The organism is Promicromonospora sp. NPDC057488 (genome assembly GCF_042802395.1).
In the GTDB taxonomy this organism is placed as follows: domain Bacteria; phylum Actinomycetota; class Actinomycetes; order Actinomycetales; family Cellulomonadaceae; genus Promicromonospora.
In genome coordinates, this window is sequence record NZ_JBHVEG010000136.1 from 1 (window position 1) to 16930 (window position 16930).

Sequence of the window (16930 nt, forward strand, 5' to 3'; positions counted from 1 at the left end):
CTCAGGTCCCTCTGGTGACCTGAGCGTCTGACACGTGCGGTGAGGTCAGAGCGACAGGCCGAACCAGAGCAGCAGGCCGTAGCCCAGCTCGTACAGGCCCGTGCCGGCCAGCACCGGGACGAGCAGCTTGCCGCGCGCCCCGGCGAGGATCGGGATCGACAGCAGCGCGGCCGGCCCGAGCAGCAGCAGGACCACCAGCGACCACGGCGCCCAGAACGCGCACACCGCGCCGAGCAGCACCGGCAGCCAGATCATCGCGATGTACACGCGGCGCGCGCGGTAGTCGCCCAGCCGCACGGCCAGCGTGCGCTTGCCGGCGAGCACGTCGGTGGGGATGTCCCGCAGGTTGTTCACCATGAGCAGCGCGCAGGCGATGAGGCCCACGCCGACGGCGCCGAGCACCGCGGGCCAGGTGATGCGGTCGGCCTGCGTGTACGTGGTGCCGAGCACCGCGACGAGGCCGAAGAACACGAACACCGCGATCTCGCCCAGGCCCCGGTACCCGTAGGGCGTCTTGCCGCCCGTGTAGTACCAGGCGGCGACCACGCACACCGCGCCGACGGCGAGCAGCCACCAGTGCCCGGAGACCGCGCTCAGCACCAGGCCCAGCACGGCCGCGACGCCGAACGCCACGAAGGCGGCGGTCTTGACCGCGCGGGGCGCCGCGGCGCCCGAGGCGGTCAGCCGCATGGGGCCCACGCGGTCCAGGTCGGTGCCGCGCACGCCGTCCGAGTAGTCGTTGGCGAAGTTGACGCCCACCTGCAGCGCGAGGGCGACGCCGAGCGCCAGCAGCGCGGGCAACGTCGCGGAGGAGTCGACCTGGGCGGCCGCGCCCGTGCCGACCATGACCGGGGCCGCCGCCGCCGGCAGCGTGCGGGGCCGGGCCCCGGAGATCCACTCGGCGGCAGTGGCCATCAGTGCGTCCTTCGTTCGTGGGGTGTGCCTGGGTTCTCGAGACACCAGGACCGGGCCTGCGCGCGGTCCTGGCGGAGGAACGAAGTCATGGTCGCACGGGTTCCCGCCCGGCCCGCACGACGGCGTCGCGCACCGCCCGGCGGTCCACCTTGCCCGGGCCCCGGGTCGGCAGGGCCGCGGCGAGGTAGACCCGGCGGGGCGCGGCGGGCGCCCCGAGCGTGTGCCCGACGGCGGAGCGCAGCCCGGCGAGCAGCTCGGCGCCCCCGTCGGTGAGGGGAGGGCCGGCGTCCACGTGTGCCGGGCCGGCGTCCGAGTGGCCCGGCAGGGCGAGGACGGCGACCACGGCCTGGCCCCACTCCGCGTCGGGCACGCCGACGACGCACGCCTCGCCCGGCGTGCCCAGCCCGGCGAGGTGCTCGGCGATCGCGGCCTCGACGGCGGCGGGGGCGACGTTGACGCCGCCGGTGAGGATCACGTCGTCCGCCCGGCCGAGGATCGTGAGGCGGCCCCCGTCGAGGCGGCCCAGGTCGGACGTGCGGAACCAGCGTGTGCCGTCGAGGTCGGTCCGGAACGCTGCGGTCGTCGCGGCGGCGTCGCCCACGTAGCCCTCGGCGAGCACGGGGCCGGACAGCTCGACGACGCCGGTGCGCGGAGCGCCGTCGTCGGGCCCCGGGGCGTCGCCCGCGCTCGTGCCGGGGCCGGCCAGCCGGATGCGCACCCCGGCCAGCGGGACGCCGTCGTAGACGCAGCCGCCGCTCGTCTCCGACATGCCGTAGGTCGTCACGGCGCGCACGCCCGCCGCCCGCGCGCGGGCCAGGAGGGGGGCGGGCGTCGCGGCGCCGCCGACCAGCACGGCGTCGAACCGCGCGAGCTCGGCCAGGCCGTCGCCGCCCTCGTCCCCATCGTCCCCGCCGTCCTCGCCGGCGGCCGCGGCGACGAGCCGGTGCAGCTGGGTTGGCACGATCGAGACGTAGGCGCGCTCGCCCTCGTGGCCGTCGAGGAAGTCGCGGGCCAGGGCCGCGAACGCCGCCGGGGTGAACGGGGTCAGGTCGCCGACCCGTACCTCCGTGCCCGCCACGACCGTCCGGTTGACCACCTGGACGCCGGCCACGTGCGTGGGCGGCAGCACCAGCAGCCACCGGCCGGGCCCGCCGAGCCGCTCGTGGGTGGCCTCGGCCGAGGCCCGGAGGGCGGCGGCGCTCAGCGCGACCTCGCGGGGGTCTCCCGTGGAACCGGAGGTCCGGAGCACGAGCGCGGTCCCGGGCGGGGTAGCGGCGTCGGACAGGCGGGGCTGCGGGGCGTAGGCGGGGCCGCCGTCGAGGGCGTCCCGGACGGCGCGCACCACGGCGCTCGTCGGGTCGGTCGGGGTCACCTCCCGAGCCTAAGCGCGTCCGACGGGCCGGGCGTCGGGCGGATCTGTAACGTGTGCGCCACGCGGACCCCTCGGGGCTCGGCATCGATCGCTCGCGGAGGAGAACCGATGACGCGTTGGACGACGGCGGTCCGTGCCACAGGTGCGGCCATGGCGACGGCACTCGTGCTGACCGGCTGCAGCGCCGGCACCCGGGCGGAGGCGTTGCCCGCCCCCGCTCCCACCACGACGGTCGCGGCCGAGGTCCAGGCGGCCCGGAGCGCCCCGCCCGACCCTGACGTGCCGCTGGTGTGGCCGCTGACGGGGGTGCGCACCGAGAAGATCGGGGCGCGGCCGGCGGTGTCGGTCAAGATCGAGAACGCGACCGCGGCCCGCCCGCAGCGCGGGCTGAACGAGGCCGACATCGTGTGGGAGGAGGTCGTCGAGGGCGGGATCTCCCGGTTCGTCGCGACCTACCACTCGAAGCTCCCGGAGGCCGTGGAGCCGGTGCGCTCCGTGCGGCCGATGGACCCCGCGATCGTCGCGCCGCTCGACGGCATCCTGGTGTTCTCCGGCGGGCAGGGCCCGTTCATCAAGGCCACCCAGCGGGTGGGCACCCAGACGATCATCATGGACGACGGCGACCCCGGGTTCCGGCGTGACCCCCGGCGCGAGGCGCCGCACAACGTGATCGGCACCATGTCCACGTTCCTGGAGCAGGCCGACGCCGAGCGGACCACCCCGCCGCCCGCCCAGTTCGAGTACGCGCGCAAGCCCGGCCAGGGTTCGGCGCCGCAGGCCGGCCGGTACGTGCGGTCGGTCGACGTGCGGCTGTCGTCGCTCCAGCGCACCGTCTGGATGTGGGACCGGAACAGCAAGCGCTACCTGCGCAGCGAGGGCACCACGAAGTCGGTCTCCGCCGACGGCCGCCGGCACGGCGCGCGCAACGTGCTGGTGCTGTCCACCGAGGTGGTCAACACCAAGTTCGTGGACCCGGCCGGGGCGCCGGTGCCCGAGCACAAGCTCGCCAAGAGGGACGGCAAGGGTGTGCTGCTCTCCATGGGGCACGCCATCTCGGTGCGCTGGTCCAAGAAGAGCCTGAACGCGCCGATCGTGCTGAAGGTACCCGGTGGCAAGACCGCCGAGCTCGACCCGGGCAACACCTGGATCGAGCTCGTGCCACGGGGCAAGGGGAGCTGGGAGCTGGGCTGACCGGCCGACGTCGCCGGCGCGGGTATTCTTCCCGCACGGCGACGGCGTACGGCCGTCGTGGCTGATGAGAAAGCCTTCATCCAGGTCTCATCACGAGTTCATGGCGGGCTTGTCGAATAACGACGTCGCACCCTCGCGTCCCTCGACAAGAAAGCGTGGCCGTCATGAGCATCCTCGACACGTCATCGGAGCTGCGCGGGCTCGACCCGCGCCCTCTCGCGACCCCGCTGCGGGTCGGCGGTGCCGCCGTACCCGTGCTGCCGCCGGACCCGGCGACGCGCCGTCTGCTCCGGGCCAAGAAGGCCTACTCCACCCGGTTCGTCGCCGCGGCGATCGAGCGGGACCCCGCCGCGTTCGGCCTGGTCACCGACCTGTCCGGCGCGCCGCGCCCCGGTGACGTGGTGCTCGCGCGGGTCGTGGCGATCGGCCAGCACCGGCGGCTGGAGTCGCCCGACTCCCGCCGGCAGATCCTGTTCGAGGGCGACGAGATCGTCGTGGCGTACGGGTCGCGGTACGCCGCCGACCAGTTCCTCGCGGTGCTCCCGGAGGACCTCGGGCCGTGCCACCTCGCCGCCGCCGGCGGGCTCGCCTCGCGGGTCGTGGACCGGCACGCCGCGATCAAGGACGCCACGGTGATCGAGCCGGTCGGCCTGCTCACGGCCGGGGGAGCGGTGGTGAACCTCGCGACCTACGCGCCGCACCAGGTCCGCGCGGCGGGCAGCACGGCCGGGAACGCCACGCGCGTCCCGGTGGTCGCCGTCATCGGCACGTCGATGAACTCCGGCAAGTCCACCACCCTGGCCTGCCTCGCCCACGGCCTGGCCGCCGCCGGCCTCACCGTGCACGCCGGCAAGGCGACGGGCACGGGCGCGGGCAACGACGCCCACCACTTCGTCGACGCGGGCGCGCACCACGTGGTCGACTTCACCGACTTCGGCTTCCCGAGCACGTTCGGGCTCCCCTTCGAGGACGTCCGCGACGTCTTCGCGACGATGGCCGACGTGCTCGCCGCCCCGGCCCGGCCGGGGGCGCCCGCACCCGACGTGGTGCTGATCGAGATCGCCGACGGCGTCTACCAGGGCGAGACCGGCCGCCTGCTGGTCGACGACGCCTTCCGGTCCGTGGTGGACCGCGTGGTGTTCGCCGCCGGGGACGCGCTGGGCGCGAGCGGCGGCGTCGCGGCGCTGCGGTCCCTGGGCTGCGAGCCGTCGGTCGTCTCCGGCGTGCTCACGGCCTCGCCGATCGCCACCGCGGAGGCCCGCCGGGCCCTCGACGTGAGCGTCGTGCCGACCTACGACCTGTGCCTGCCCGCCGTCGCGTGGGCCGCCGCGGGGCTCACCGGCGCGACGCCCGTCGGGTCGATCCTTCCCGTCGACCAGCAGCTCGCCTCCCTCGGCGAGGTGTCGCTCGGGCAGGTCGGGGACGCCCAGGCCGGCGAGGGCCATGCGGTCGCCTGAGGCGGGGCGCTCGGCCGAGCCGGGGCGGTCTGCCGAGGCAGGCGTCCTGCCGCGGATCTATGTCGGCGCCCGGCGGCGCTGGGTGGTCGGCCTCGCGGCGCTCGGCGTCGGCCAGGGCGCGCTCGGGGCCGTGGGCGCCTGGGCGCTGACCCAGCTGCGCCCGGGCAGCACCTGGCCGATCGTCGTCGCGATCCTGAGCATCGTGGCGACCGCGGTGGCGATCGGTGGGCTGCGCATCGAGGAGCGGATCGTCGCGGAGCGGCTCGGCCAGGACTACGTGCGCGAGCTGCGGCGCGAGCTGGTCGAGTCCGAGCTCACGCCGGGCAGCAGCACCCACCTGGGCATCACCGTGGCCCGGACCACGAACGACCTCGCGAGCGTGCGCAACTGGGTGTCGCAGGGCGTGGGCCCGCTGGCGGCCGGGATCCCGCTGATCGCCGGCTCCGCCGTCGGGCTCACGGTGCTCGACCCGTACCTCGGGATCGGGTTCCTGCTCCCGCTCGGCCTGCTCGCCGCCGTCATGGTGCCGTGGGCGCGCACCGCGTACCTCAAGTCGCGGCGGTTGCGGCGCGCCCGCGGGCGCATGGCCACGCGGATCGCCGACACGGTCGGGGCCTCGGAGGGCATCATCGCGGCGCGCGGGGCGGGCCGGGAGCTCGACCACATCGACTCCGCGTCCGCCGACGTCGTGGACCGTGCCGTCGACCGGTCGGCGACCGTCGGCGCGCTGCGGGCCGGGGGCACGGTCGCCGCGCTGCTGGCGACGCTCGCCGTGGCCGCCGTCGGCGTGGTGCGCGGGCTCGACCCCGCGGTCACGGTCGCGGCGATGGCCATGGCGGGCCTCGCCTCGACGCCGATCGTCGACCTCGGGCGCATCGTCGAGTACCGGCAGACCTTCCTGGCCGCCCGCGCGGTGCTCGTCCCCGCGCTGGCCGACGCCGCCCGCCGGCGGGCCGAGCACGAGCGCGCGAGCAGTGCGGCGGCGTCGGCCGACCGGCCCGACGGCGCGGACGAGCCCGGCCGGGTGTACGTCGTGGTGCCCGGGCTGGTGCCCGCCGAGGGCCCGCTGAACGCCGCCGCGGGCGCCCGGATCCGCCTGACCGGCGACGACCCGGACGCCCCGCTGCGCCTGATGCGGCGGATCGTGGGGCTCGACCTCGCGCCGTCCGGCACGACCGACGAGATCTGGGTGGCCGGGCAGAACCTGCGCGGCGTCGCCCCCGCGGACGGGCGCGAGCTCGTGGGTCTGGCGACCCGCGGCACCGTGTTCGAGCGGGGCACGCTGCGGCGCGCGCTGCGCTACCGCCGTCCCGACCTGGACGACGCGACGGCCGACGAGGTGTTCGCCGCGGTGGGCCTCGACGCCGACCGGTTCGCGGACGGGCCCCGCACCGTGCTGCGCGCGGGCGGGGAGCCGCTGACCGTCGACGAGCGCGCGCGGCTCGCGCTGGCCCGCGCGATCTACGGCGAGCCGCCGCTGCTCCTGGTCGCCGACCTCGACCGCGACCTGGACGAGGAGGGCCGCGACCGGCTCGCGGGCATCCTCGCGGCGTACCCGGGGGTGGTGCTGTTCGCCGGGCCCGACGGGCTGGCGGAGGCGCTGGGCGCGCGGGAGGTCCGGCTGGCCGCAGAGCCGGTGCCGGTCACGCCGGACGGCCGGGTCCCGGACGACGACGAGTAGGCGCGGCGGGGAGCGCCGCGTCAGTAGTAGTAGGGGAACGCCGACCAGTCCGGGTCGCGGCGCTCCAGGAACGCCTCCTTGCCCTCGACCGCCTCGTCCGTCATGTACGCCAGCCGCGTGGCCTCGCCGGCGAACACCTGCTGGCCGGCGATGCCGTCGTCGGCGGCGTTGAACGCGAACTTGAGCATCCGGATGGCCTGCGGCGACTTGCCCGCGATGATCCGCGCGTACTCCAGGGCCAGCCCCTCCAGGTCCTCGTGCTCCGCGACCTCGTTGACGGAGCCCCAGCGCTCGGCGTCGTCGGCGGAGTACTCACGGGCGAGGAAGAAGACCTCGCGGGCGCGCTTCTGCCCGAGCTGGCGGGCGAAGTACGCCGAGCCGTAGCCGGCGTCGAACGAGCCGACGTCGGCGTCGGTCTGCTTGAACTTGCCGTGCTCGCGGCAGGCGACCGTGAGGTCGGCGACGACGTGCAGCGAGTGCCCGCCGCCGGCGGCCCAGCCGTCCACGACCGCGACCACGACCTTGGGCATGGTCCGCATGAGGCGCTGCACCTCCAGGATGTGCAGGCGCCCGGCCTTCGCGGGGTCGATCGAGTCGGCGTTCTCGCCCTCGGCATAGCGGTAGCCGTCGCGCCCGCGGATGCGCTGGTCGCCGCCGCTGCAGAACGCCCAGCCGCCGTCCTTGGGGGAGGGGCCGTTGCCGGTCAGCAGCACCGTGCCGACGTCGGACGTCATGCGGGCGTGGTCCATGACCCGGTACAGCTCGTCCACCGTGTGCGGGCGGAACGCGTTGCGCACCTCGGGGCGGTCGAACGCGATGCGCACCACGGGCAGGTCGCGCGGCTCGGGGCCGCTGCGGTCCACGCCCCGGTGGTACGTGAGGTCGGTCAGGTCCTCGAACCCGGCGACGGTGCGCCAGCGCTGCGGGTCGAACGTCTCGGAGACCTGGCGGGGAAGATCGGTGCTCGTGCTCACGCGGCCCAGCCTAGTTCGGGCGGTGCGCGCGTCGGGCGCCTGCCCCTAGGGTGACCGCGAGGAGAGGAGCCCACATGCTCGTTCGTCATCGCGGTCTCGAACCGTCGGTCGATCCGTCGGCGTACGTCGCCCCGTCCGCGACGCTGGTGGGCGACGTCCGGATCGCCGCCGGCGCCAGGATCCTGCACGGTGCGATCCTCACCGCCGAGGACGGCGCCGTCGTCATCGGCGAGGACACCGTGGTCATGGAGAACGCGCTGGTCCGGGGGCGTCGGGAGCATCCCGCCAAGGTGGGGGCCGCGGTCATGATCGGCCCGCACGCCCACGTCAACGGGAGCACGGTCGAGGCGGAGGCGTTCGTCGCGACGGGCGCGGCCCTGTTTCCCGGCAGCGTGATCGGTGCCGGCGCGGAGGTGCGCATCCACGGGGTCGTACAGGTGAACACCGTCCTCGCCCCCGGGGCGCTCGTCCCGATCGGGTGGGTGGCCGTGGGCGACCCGGCGACGATCCTGCCGCCGGACCGGCACGACGAGATCTGGGCGATCCAGCGCGAGCTCGACTTCCCCGGGACCGTCTACGGCGTGGGCCGGGACGTGCCGATGCGCGAGCTCATGCGCCGCCAGTCGACCTTCTACGCCGCCCACGAAGACGACAGCCCGGTGGAGGCGTCGGACTGACTTTCGTTCAGCAGGCCAGATCCGACCATCGGGAGTGCCTTGACGGTCCTCCGGAGCCTGCTGACGCCAGCTCAGCAACTTTGCTCCCCGACCTCGGGGGCGCGCGGGTCGATAATCTGGGGGTGTGTTGCTGATTGGTGAGCCCCTGGTCTGGTCCACGGCCCTGCGGACCCGCTTTCGCGGGATCGACGTGCGCGACGGCGTGCTGCTCCGCGGCCCCGCCGGCTGGGGCGAGCTCTCCCCGTTCTGGGACTACGACGACGAGGAGTCGGCCACCTGGCTGCGCGCCGCACACGAGGCCGCCTTCGTCGGCTGGCCGGACCCCGTGCGGAAGAGCGTGCCGGTCAACGTGACCGTCCCCGCCGTCGGGCCGGAACGCGCCCGCGAGATCGTGCTGGCGTCCGGCGGCTGCCGCACCGCCAAGGTCAAGGTCGCCCAGCGCGGCCCCGACGGCACCCTCGAACCCGTCGCCGCCGAGGCGGAGCGCGTCGCCGCCGTCCGCGACGCCCTCGGGCCCGACGGCGCCATCCGCGTCGACGCCAACGCCGCCTGGACCCCCGACGAGGCCCTGGCGCACCTCGCCGAGATCGACCGCGCCGCCGGCGGGCTGGAGTACGTCGAGCAGCCCTGCGCCGACGTCGACGAGCTCGCCCTGGTGCGCCGCAAGCAGGACGTGCCCGTCGCCGCCGACGAGTCGATCCGCCGCGCCTCCGACCCCATGCGGGTGGTGCGCCAGGAGGCCGCCGACATCGTGGTCCTCAAGGTCCAGCCGCTCGGCGGCGTCCGCGCCTGCCTCGACCTCGCCGAGCAGGTCGGCCTGCCCGTCGTCGTCTCGTCAGCGCTGGAGAGCTCCGTGGGGCTCGCCGCCGGCGTCGCCCTCGCCGCCGCGCTGCCCGAGCTGCCGTACGCGTGCGGCCTCGCGACGTCGCAGCTCCTGACGCACGACGTCGTCGCCCAGCCGCTGCTGCCCACGGACGGCGCGCTCCCCGTGCGCCGCCCCGACCCCTCGCCCGAGGCGCTCGCGGCCGCGGCCGCCGACGGCCCGACGACGCGCCGCTGGCTCGACCGGTACCACCGCCTGACCCGGATCCTGGAGGACGCATGACCATCCCGCCCGCCGTGGCCACCGCCCGCGCCCTGGTCGCCGACCTGGTCAGCAGGGGTGTGCGCGACGCCGTGCTCGCGCCCGGCTCGCGCAGCGCCCCGCTCGCGTACGCGCTCGCCGAGGCCGCCGACGCCGGGCACCTCACCCTGCACGTCCGGATCGACGAGCGGGACGCGGGGTTCCTCGCGCTCGGCCTGTCCAAGGGCGCTGAGGGTGCGCCGGTCGCCGTCGTCACCACCTCGGGGACCGCCGTCGCGAACCTGCACCCCGCGGTGCTGGAGGCGCACCACGCGGGCCTGCCGCTGGTCCTGCTCACCGCCGACCGGCCGCACGAGCTGCGCGGCACCGGCGCGTCGCAGACCACCGACCAGGTCGGCATCTTCGGCTCCGCGGTGCGCCACGCCGTGGACGTCCCCGCGCCCGCCGCCCCGGCCACCGACGACGACGCCGCGACGGCGCTGCGCGACCTGCGGAGCGTCGTCGGCCGCGCGGTCGCCGCCGCCCTCGGGTTCCGGTCCGGGCACCCGGGCCCGGTGCACCTCAACCTCGCGTTCCGCGACCCGCTGGCGCCGTCGGCCCCGCTGCCCGGCCTGCCCGCGCGTGGCGCGGAGGAGGGGTACCCGAAGCCCGACCCGCCGCTGGTCGTGCCCGCCGTGCACCAGCACTTCGGCTCGCCCGCGCTGCCCGGCGACCCGGAGCGCACCGTCGTGGTCGCGGGCGACGACGCCGGACCGGAGGCCCGGCAACTCGCCGAGGCGCAGGGCTGGCCGCTGTTCGCCGAACCGTCGTCGGGCGCGACGGGCGGGCCCAACGCGATCGCCGGCTACCGGATGCTGCTCGGCTCCGACGAACTCGCCGACGGCGTCGAGCACGTGGTGGTGCTCGGCCGCCCCACGCTGTCGCGACCGGTGCAGCGGCTGCTGGGCCGCCCGTCCGTGGCGGTCACCGTGGTCGCGCCGGGCGCCGGCCCGTGGCCCGACGCCGCCCGCAACGCCGCCGTCGTGCTCCCGGGCCTCGCGCCCGTCTGGTTCGAGCCCGCCGAGCGGCGGACCACGCCGTTCCTGGAGCGCTGGCAGGCCGCCGGGGCCTCGGCCGCCCTCGTGCTCGACGAGGTGACCTGCGACGACGCCGTGCTCGGCGGCCCGACGGCGCTGTCGGTGGCCCGCGCCGTGGCCCGCGTGCTCGGCCCCGCCGACCTGCTCGTCGTCGGCTCGTCCAACCCCGTGCGCGACCTCGAGCTCGTGCTCGGCCTCGACGGGCCCGGCCCCGCCGTCCTCGCCAACCGCGGCCTGGCAGGCATCGACGGCACCGTCTCGACCGCCGTCGGCGTGGCGCTGTCCGCGGCGCGGCGCGGCCTGCGCACGCGGGCCCTGCTGGGCGACCTCACGTTCCTGCACGACGTCGGCGGACTGCTCCGCGGACCCGACGAACCCGCGGTCGACCTGGAGATCGTCGTGGTGAACGACGACGGCGGGTCGATCTTCGCGACCCTGGAGCACGGTGCGCTGGCGGCGACCGGCGACGCCGCGAGCGCCACCTTCGAGCGGGTGTTCGGCACGCCGCACGGCGCGAACCTGGCGCAGCTGTGCGCGGGGTACGGGGTGGACCACCAGCTCGTCAAGGACGTGCCGACCCTGCGGCACGCGCTGCAGGCACCGAGCCACGGCGTCCAGGTGATCGAGGTGCGCGTCCCGCGCGCCGACCGCCTCGCGGAGACCCGCGCCCTGGCCGACCGGATCCGCACCAGCCTGGGCTGAGGGCCGGAAGTCCGCCCTCCCGGACCGGTCGGAGGGGCGGACGTCCCGCACTCAGCGCGGTCTCGGGATACGCAGGAAACTCACAGACTCGTTTAAGCGTGGGACAAGGAACGGGGTGTCAACTAGTTCTGACTTCAAGGAGGGTCACGATGACCGACCAGAACAGCACCACGCCGCAGCCGGAGCAGCAGCCGTCCGGTACGCAGCCCACCGAGCAGCTGCCGGTCGCCGGTTCGGCTCCCGTCCCGAACGCGGGCGGCGAGCAGTCCGCGACCCCCGCGCAGTCGACGGCTCCCGTCCCGGCCCCGGCTCCCGTACCGAGCCCGGCCCCGGCCCCCGCGCCGGGCGTCACGCCCGCCCAGGCCGCCCGTGCCCAGCACACCCCGCAGGACGCCGCCGCGCAGCACCAGCCCGCGCAGCACCAGGCTCCGCAGCACGAGGCCCCGCAGCACCAGGCCCCGCAGCCCGAGGCAGCCCAGCACCAGACGGCGCAGCTCCCGGCCGCGCAGCACCAGGCGCAACCCCAGCACCAGCCCCAGCACCCGGCCCAGGCCCAGCACCAGGCGCAGCCCCAGCCCCAGGTCCACGCCCAGCAGCACCACACCACCCCGCTGCAGACCGTGACCCCCGGCGCCGGCCCGGGCCCGTCCCCGGCCTACGTCAACCCGTACTCGGCCCCCGCGACGGTCGCGGCCGAGCCCCGGACCAGGAACCGCACCTGGGTTCCCGTGGTCGCCGCGGCCGCGGCCGCCGCGGTGCTCGCCAGCGCGGGCACGGCGGGCCTCCTCACGCTCACCGGCGGCGCGGACAACGGCGCCTCCCTCGCGGACGTCGGCCAGTCGAACAACCAGACCGTCCCCGTGAAGAGCTCCACGGTGGAGAACCCGGACTGGACGGCCGTCACCTCGGCCGTGCAGCAGTCCGTGGTCTCGATCCAGGTGGAGAGCCAGGCGGGCGGCGCGGAGGGCTCCGGCGTCGTGCTCGACAGCCAGGGCCGCGTCCTGACCAACAACCACGTGGTCTCCGGCGCGCAGACCGTCCAGGTGACGCTGAGCGACGGCAGCGTGTACGACGCGAAGATCGTCGGCACCGACCCGACCACCGACCTCGCCGTCGTGCAGCTGTCCGACCCGCCGTCGGACCTCAAGCCGGCCAAGTTCGCCGACTCGGACAACGTGGTGGTGGGCGAGCCCGTGATGGCGCTCGGCAACCCGCTGGGCCTGGCGAACACCGCCACGACCGGCATCGTGTCCGCCCTGGACCGCCCGGTCACGGCCAGCGCCGAGGACGGGACCGACCAGGTGGTCACCAACGCGATCCAGATCGACGCCGCGGTCAACCCGGGCAACTCGGGTGGCCCGCTGTTCAACGCGTCGGGCGAGGTCATCGGCATCACGTCCTCGATCGCGACGCTGTCGAGCGGTGGCGGCGGCACGTCCAGCAGCTCCGGCTCGATCGGCCTGGGCTTCGCGATCCCGGGCAACCTGGCGTCGCAGATCGGTGACCAGCTCAAGGAGAACGGCACCGCCCAGCACGCCTTCCTCGGTGTCTCGATGTCGGACGCCACCGCGACGGCGGACGGGGTCACCCGGCGCGGCGCGGGCGTCGAGGACGTCGTCGCCGACTCTCCGGCCGGGAACGCCGGCATCAAGCAGGGCGACGTGATCGTCGCGATCGACGGGTCGGCGGTCAACAGCCCGGAGTCGCTCACGGCGTTCGTGCGGGAGAAGGAGGCCGGCGACAAGTCCGTGCTGACCGTGGTCCGCGACGGCAAGACGCAGGAGATCACCGTCACGCTCGCGGTCAAGGACGAGGCGGACACCTCCTCGCAGGACCAGCAGCAGGGCCAGCAGGGCCAGCTGCCGGGCCAGGACCAGGGCCAGCAGGACGGCTCGGGCTCGGGTTCGGACCAGACCAACCCGAACAACATCCCGGACTGGCTGCAGCAGTTCTTCGACAACCAGGGCTGACCCTCTCCATCCCCTCGGGGAGCGCCCTGGCCGGAGACCAGCGGGGCGGGGCAGGACGCGGAACGGCGTCCTGCCCCGCCCCGTTTCCGTCCCACGGATCCGGGCCGCTGTCGTATCCGCGTTCAGCGGGTGAACTTGGCCCGGCCGGACTACTTTGGTCCGCGTGTCTGGGACGTACACCGTGGTCAGGACGCTCGGCAGGTCGGATGCCGCGCACGAGATCCTCGAGGAGCTGCCGGAATGGTTCGGCATCGACAGGTTCACGCACGAGTACGTCGACGCCGCGGCCAGGTTCCCCAACTACGTGGCCGTCGCGGAACCCGAGTCCCGTGAACCCGGGACGTCTTCCGCGGACGCCGCCACCCCGCCGTCACCCCTGGCCGACGGCGGCGCCATCCCGGCCGACGACGTGCTGGGCGTGCTGCTCCTGGACCAGCGCTATCCGACGTCGGCCGAGGTGCACCTGCTCGCGGTGCGCCGCAAGCACCACCGGGCCGGTATCGGACGCACCCTCATGGCGCGCGTCGAGGACGACCTCCGCGCCCAGGGCGTGCGGCTCCTGAGCGTCAAGACGCTGGGGCCGTCGGCGTACGACCCGGGGTTCGACCAGACCCGGGCCTTCTACAGCGCCTGCGGCTTCCACCCGGTCGAGGAGTTCCCCGACCTGTGGGCCGACGACCCCTGCCTGCTGATGGTCAAGGCCCTCTGAGCCCCGACGGGCTCAGGCCTTCGCCGGTGCCCCGAACAGGGCCTCCGCGGCGCCCGGCACCACGGCGGCGACGACGCCGCCCAGGCTGCGCTCGAGGTAGCCGACCAGCTCGTCGTCGGCCAGGTCGGAGTTGATGCCGCCGTCGACCAGGGCCTGCTCCGCGAGGGCCACCCAGGAGCGGACCGCGATCCGCAGGAGCTCGGTCTCCTCCACGCCCAGCTCCAGGAGCACGGCCATCGCGCGCTCCGTCTGCTGGCGCCGCGCGTCCTCGATCACGGCCCGCACCTCCTCGTCGCCGCTGGCAGCGCCGCGCACGAGCGAGTAGAAGGTGGGTCCGTGCTCCCGGACGTACGCGACGAGCTGGCTCAGCGTGTTGGCCAGGCGCTCGGCGGGCGGGAGCTCGGGCTTGGGTTCCGAGGCGTGGAGCATCGAGTCGCGCGCGCGGCGCACGATCTCGTGGTGCAGGCCGTTCTTGGAGCCGAAGTAGTAGTACACGAGCCCCGTCGAGACACCGGCCTCGGCGGCGATCTCCTCGACGGTGACCTCGGCCAACGGGCGGTCCGCAAGAGTTGCGACACCCAGTGCGACGAGCTGGTTGCGGCGTTCCTCCGGACGGAGTCGCGTGCGTCGGGCTGTTGCCATGCGTCGAGCATATCCGGCATGCTTTGCGCCGCCGTCAGCCAGTCAATTGACGCTGAGTCAGTAGACGCGCTACCGTCGCGGCGGGACGACGATGCCGTCGCCCTCACATTGGCACAAGGGGAAAACCAATGAAGCTCAGCAAGCTCACGGGGACGCGTAAGGGCCGCGTGGCTCTCGCCGTCATCCCGGTCACCGTCGCCGCCAGCATCCTGCTGGGCGGGGTCGCGCAGGGCGCCGTGCCCGTCTCGTTCGCCATCTCCGGCAGCCAGTTCAAGATCGGCGCCGACAAGCTCGAGGGTGTGGGCTTCTCGCAGTACGCCGGCGTCGCGACCGCCTCGGACGGCACGCAGCACCCGGCCGCCATCGCGAACATCAAGGACGCGAAGCTGTTCAACCTCTGCCAGTCGGTCGTGCAGGACACGCCGCTCGGCAAGGTCGGCCTCCTGATCTCCGCGGGCACCGGCGACGAGCCCGCGAAGGCCACCGACCTGCAGATCGGCATGAACGACCTGTCGGGCACCGCGATCTTCAAGAACATCCGCATCGGTGTCGACGCCTCGACGGTCAACACGACCAAGAAGGGCGACGCCGGCGACTTCGCCATGGACTCCGACTCGATCGACATCGACGGGCTCCAGCAGGTGTCGTGGAGCACGCAGGCCGCCGTCTTCCAGCTGACGGACCTCAGCCTCAAGATCACGGACGGCACCGAGTGCTTCTGAGTCCGGGTGACGGCCCGGCGGACGCCGGCCGCCCCGGACTTCGCGCGAGGTTCGCTGACTGGCGGAAGGACTTCGGTCCCTGGCGCATGCAGCGGCCGTTCGTCGGGGGTGTGCTGGTAGTTCTCGCGGGCCTGGAGATGCTCCTGTCCGGCCCCATCAAGCTGGACCAGCTCGGCATGAACATCGTGCTGCAGTTCGGGGTCGAGGGCGCGCAGGCGACGATCCTGCCGCTCGCGCTCGTGCTGCTCGGGATCCTGGTGATCGCCCAGCCGGTGCACCGGATCTTCTACGGCGTGATCTCGCTGGCGATCTCCGTCTACTCGATCGCCGGCGTGAACCTCGGCGGCTGGGTCGTCGGGTTCCTGCTCGGCGTCGTCGGCGGCATCATCGTCGTGTCCTGGGCGCCCGAGGAGGAGCCGGGCACCGTCGAGGAGACCGGTACCGCCGATGAGCCCGACGCCGCTCCGGTCCCCGGGGCGGAGGCCCCGGCCGCGGCTGCCGCGGCGGACGACGCCCCCGATGCGAAGGCCGAGGCCGCGCAGGCCGACGACGCCGCGCCGGCGACCGACGCCCCGGAGCCGGACGACGCCCCGTCGTCCGCTCCCGGACCGGCGACCGACACCGGACCCGCGACCGACACCGAGGCCGTCCCCAAGGCGGAGTCGCTCAGCGGCGCGCTGCGCGCCCTCTCGCAGAAGTCCGCGGCCGTGGTCGTGGCGAGCGCCATGGCGGTCGGCGGCATGAGCCTGCCGGCCTCGACGTCGGGTGCCGAGGCCAAGCAGGACGACTCGTTCTGGTGCGTGGTCTTCGGGGCGTGCGACGAGGGGGACGCCGAGCCGTCCGCCTCGCCCACGCCGTCGCCCAGCGCGTCCGAGACCGCGGGCGAGGACGAGGACCCGGTCGGGGACACGGTCGACGACGTCACCGGCGGGGGCACCGACCCGGCCGACGACGCCGGCTCCGGCGGCACGGACGAGGACGGCGGCAAGGGCACGGGGGACGAGGGCGACGAGCCCGAGTGCCAGGAGCCCACGCAGGACGGCGAGGTCCCCGCGGACGCCGCCGAGGAGGCACCGAGCGACCCGTGCGGCGAGATCGACCCGCAGGCGACGATCGAGGAGGCCCTGCACACCGAGCTGGGCACCTGCGTGAAGGTGACCTTCGGCGGCAAGTACGACCTCAACGTCGACCTGCCCGGCCAGTGCGGCGCCAAGGAGGACGGCTCCGTCTTCTCGCTCCCCGCCGACCTGGAGAGCCGCGACCTGACCATCCCGCTCACCGGGATCAACGGGATCGGCCTGGCGAACGTGCCGGTCAAGAACGACGGCACGCGGCGCGACGCCATCAAGATATCGGCCGACAAGGTGGTCGTCGACGGCTTCTGGCTCAAGTCGTACGCCTACGACAAGGGCACGGTCGCCGGTACGGACACCCGGGCGAACTTCGTGTCGCTCGAGGGCGACGCGCACATGTACGTGTCGTCGATCCACGCGAACCTGCCCGACGGCCAGGACCTCCTGGAGGTGGCGACCAAGGTGCTCGAGGGCGCCTCGCTCATCGAGATCCTGCTGACGGCCACGGACGCGCGGATGGGCTTCCTCGGCGCGACGTCCGACCAGCAGGTGTGGGACCACTTCCGCGAGCAGGTCTGGGGCGACCCGGCCCGCCCGATCGGCAAGGGGCCGACGGCGGGCACCCCCTGACGGTGCGCTGGTCGAGCATTCGCTGGTCGAGCTTGTCGAGACCCAGGTCTCGACA

Annotated in this window: 13 protein-coding genes and 1 pseudogene; 10 read left to right on the forward strand and 4 right to left on the reverse strand. The window is 74.6% G+C overall.

All coding sequences use genetic code 11. The features are described from left to right. Positions 1-45 precede the first annotated feature (45 nt). Together ACFU5G_RS22305 and ACFU5G_RS22310 are read right to left on the reverse strand one after the other, a co-directional pair. A complete protein-coding gene (locus ACFU5G_RS22305) occupies positions 46-915 on the reverse strand; it encodes a 1,4-dihydroxy-2-naphthoate polyprenyltransferase (RefSeq protein ID WP_377249719.1) in 870 nt (289 codons plus the stop codon). Between the two features lie 85 nt (positions 916-1000). Then, positions 1001-2287: an AMP-binding protein gene (locus tag ACFU5G_RS22310; RefSeq protein WP_377249722.1), complete on the reverse strand. Its 1287-nt coding sequence runs from the start codon at positions 2285-2287 to the stop codon at positions 1001-1003. 108 nt (positions 2288-2395) lie between these two features. Here ACFU5G_RS22310 and ACFU5G_RS22315 point away from each other — a divergent pair, with 108 nt between their 5' ends. From ACFU5G_RS22315 to ACFU5G_RS22325, 3 genes are all read left to right on the forward strand, one after another. Further along, positions 2396-3478, forward strand: coding sequence for a DUF3048 domain-containing protein (locus ACFU5G_RS22315; RefSeq protein WP_377249725.1), 1083 nt, complete (start codon positions 2396-2398; stop codon positions 3476-3478). A 164-nt stretch (positions 3479-3642) separates the two neighbouring features. After that, positions 3643-4935 (forward strand): DUF1611 domain-containing protein, encoded by a 1293-nt coding sequence (locus tag ACFU5G_RS22320; protein ID WP_377249727.1) that lies wholly within the window; start codon positions 3643-3645, stop codon positions 4933-4935. Then, the gene (locus ACFU5G_RS22325) at positions 4922-6616 is read left to right on the forward strand and encodes an ABC transporter ATP-binding protein (RefSeq protein ID WP_377249729.1); all 1695 of its coding nucleotides are present in this window, start codon (positions 4922-4924) and stop codon (positions 6614-6616) included. The genes ACFU5G_RS22320 and ACFU5G_RS22325 overlap by 14 nt, the downstream gene beginning before the upstream one ends. A gap of 20 nt (positions 6617-6636) precedes the next feature. Here the strand turns inward: ACFU5G_RS22325 and ACFU5G_RS22330 are convergent, their stop codons facing one another. Beyond that, on the reverse strand, positions 6637-7590 hold the full coding sequence (locus tag ACFU5G_RS22330; RefSeq protein ID WP_377249732.1) for a 1,4-dihydroxy-2-naphthoyl-CoA synthase: 954 nt from the start codon (positions 7588-7590) through the stop codon (positions 6637-6639). Between the two features lie 74 nt (positions 7591-7664). On the opposite strand from ACFU5G_RS22330, the gene ACFU5G_RS22335 reads away from it, so the two are divergent. The 5 genes from ACFU5G_RS22335 (at position 7665) to ACFU5G_RS22355 (ending at position 13808) form a co-directional block, all read left to right on the forward strand. Then, positions 7665-8267, forward strand: coding sequence for a gamma carbonic anhydrase family protein (locus tag ACFU5G_RS22335; protein ID WP_377249734.1), 603 nt, complete (start codon positions 7665-7667; stop codon positions 8265-8267). A 124-nt stretch (positions 8268-8391) separates the two neighbouring features. Continuing rightward, complete coding sequence (locus ACFU5G_RS22340; RefSeq protein WP_377249736.1) at positions 8392-9372, forward strand: o-succinylbenzoate synthase; 981 nt, start codon at positions 8392-8394, stop codon at positions 9370-9372. Next, complete coding sequence (gene menD, locus ACFU5G_RS22345; RefSeq protein WP_377249738.1) at positions 9369-11129, forward strand: 2-succinyl-5-enolpyruvyl-6-hydroxy-3-cyclohexene-1-carboxylic-acid synthase; 1761 nt, start codon at positions 9369-9371, stop codon at positions 11127-11129. Before ACFU5G_RS22340 ends, menD begins: the two co-directional genes overlap by 4 nt. 149 nt (positions 11130-11278) lie before the next feature. Then, positions 11279-13099 (forward strand): trypsin-like peptidase domain-containing protein, encoded by a 1821-nt coding sequence (locus ACFU5G_RS22350; protein WP_377249740.1) that lies wholly within the window; start codon positions 11279-11281, stop codon positions 13097-13099. Positions 13100-13262: 163 nt separating this feature from the next. Continuing rightward, complete coding sequence (locus ACFU5G_RS22355; protein ID WP_377249743.1) at positions 13263-13808, forward strand: GNAT family N-acetyltransferase; 546 nt, start codon at positions 13263-13265, stop codon at positions 13806-13808. A 207-nt stretch (positions 13809-14015) separates the two neighbouring features. Here the strand turns inward: ACFU5G_RS22355 and ACFU5G_RS22360 are convergent. Continuing rightward, positions 14016-14450: pseudogene (locus ACFU5G_RS22360) on the reverse strand (TetR/AcrR family transcriptional regulator); the annotation flags it as partial. 128 nt (positions 14451-14578) lie between these two features. Between ACFU5G_RS22360 and ACFU5G_RS22365 the strand changes: the two are divergent. Together ACFU5G_RS22365 and ACFU5G_RS22370 are read left to right on the forward strand one after the other, a co-directional pair. Beyond that, a complete protein-coding gene (locus ACFU5G_RS22365; protein ID WP_020016031.1) occupies positions 14579-15172 on the forward strand; it encodes a DUF6230 family protein in 594 nt (197 codons plus the stop codon). Between the two features lie 86 nt (positions 15173-15258). After that, the gene (locus tag ACFU5G_RS22370) at positions 15259-16875 is read left to right on the forward strand and encodes a DUF6114 domain-containing protein (protein ID WP_377249745.1); all 1617 of its coding nucleotides are present in this window, start codon (positions 15259-15261) and stop codon (positions 16873-16875) included. The last annotated feature ends 55 nt before the right edge of the window (positions 16876-16930 follow it).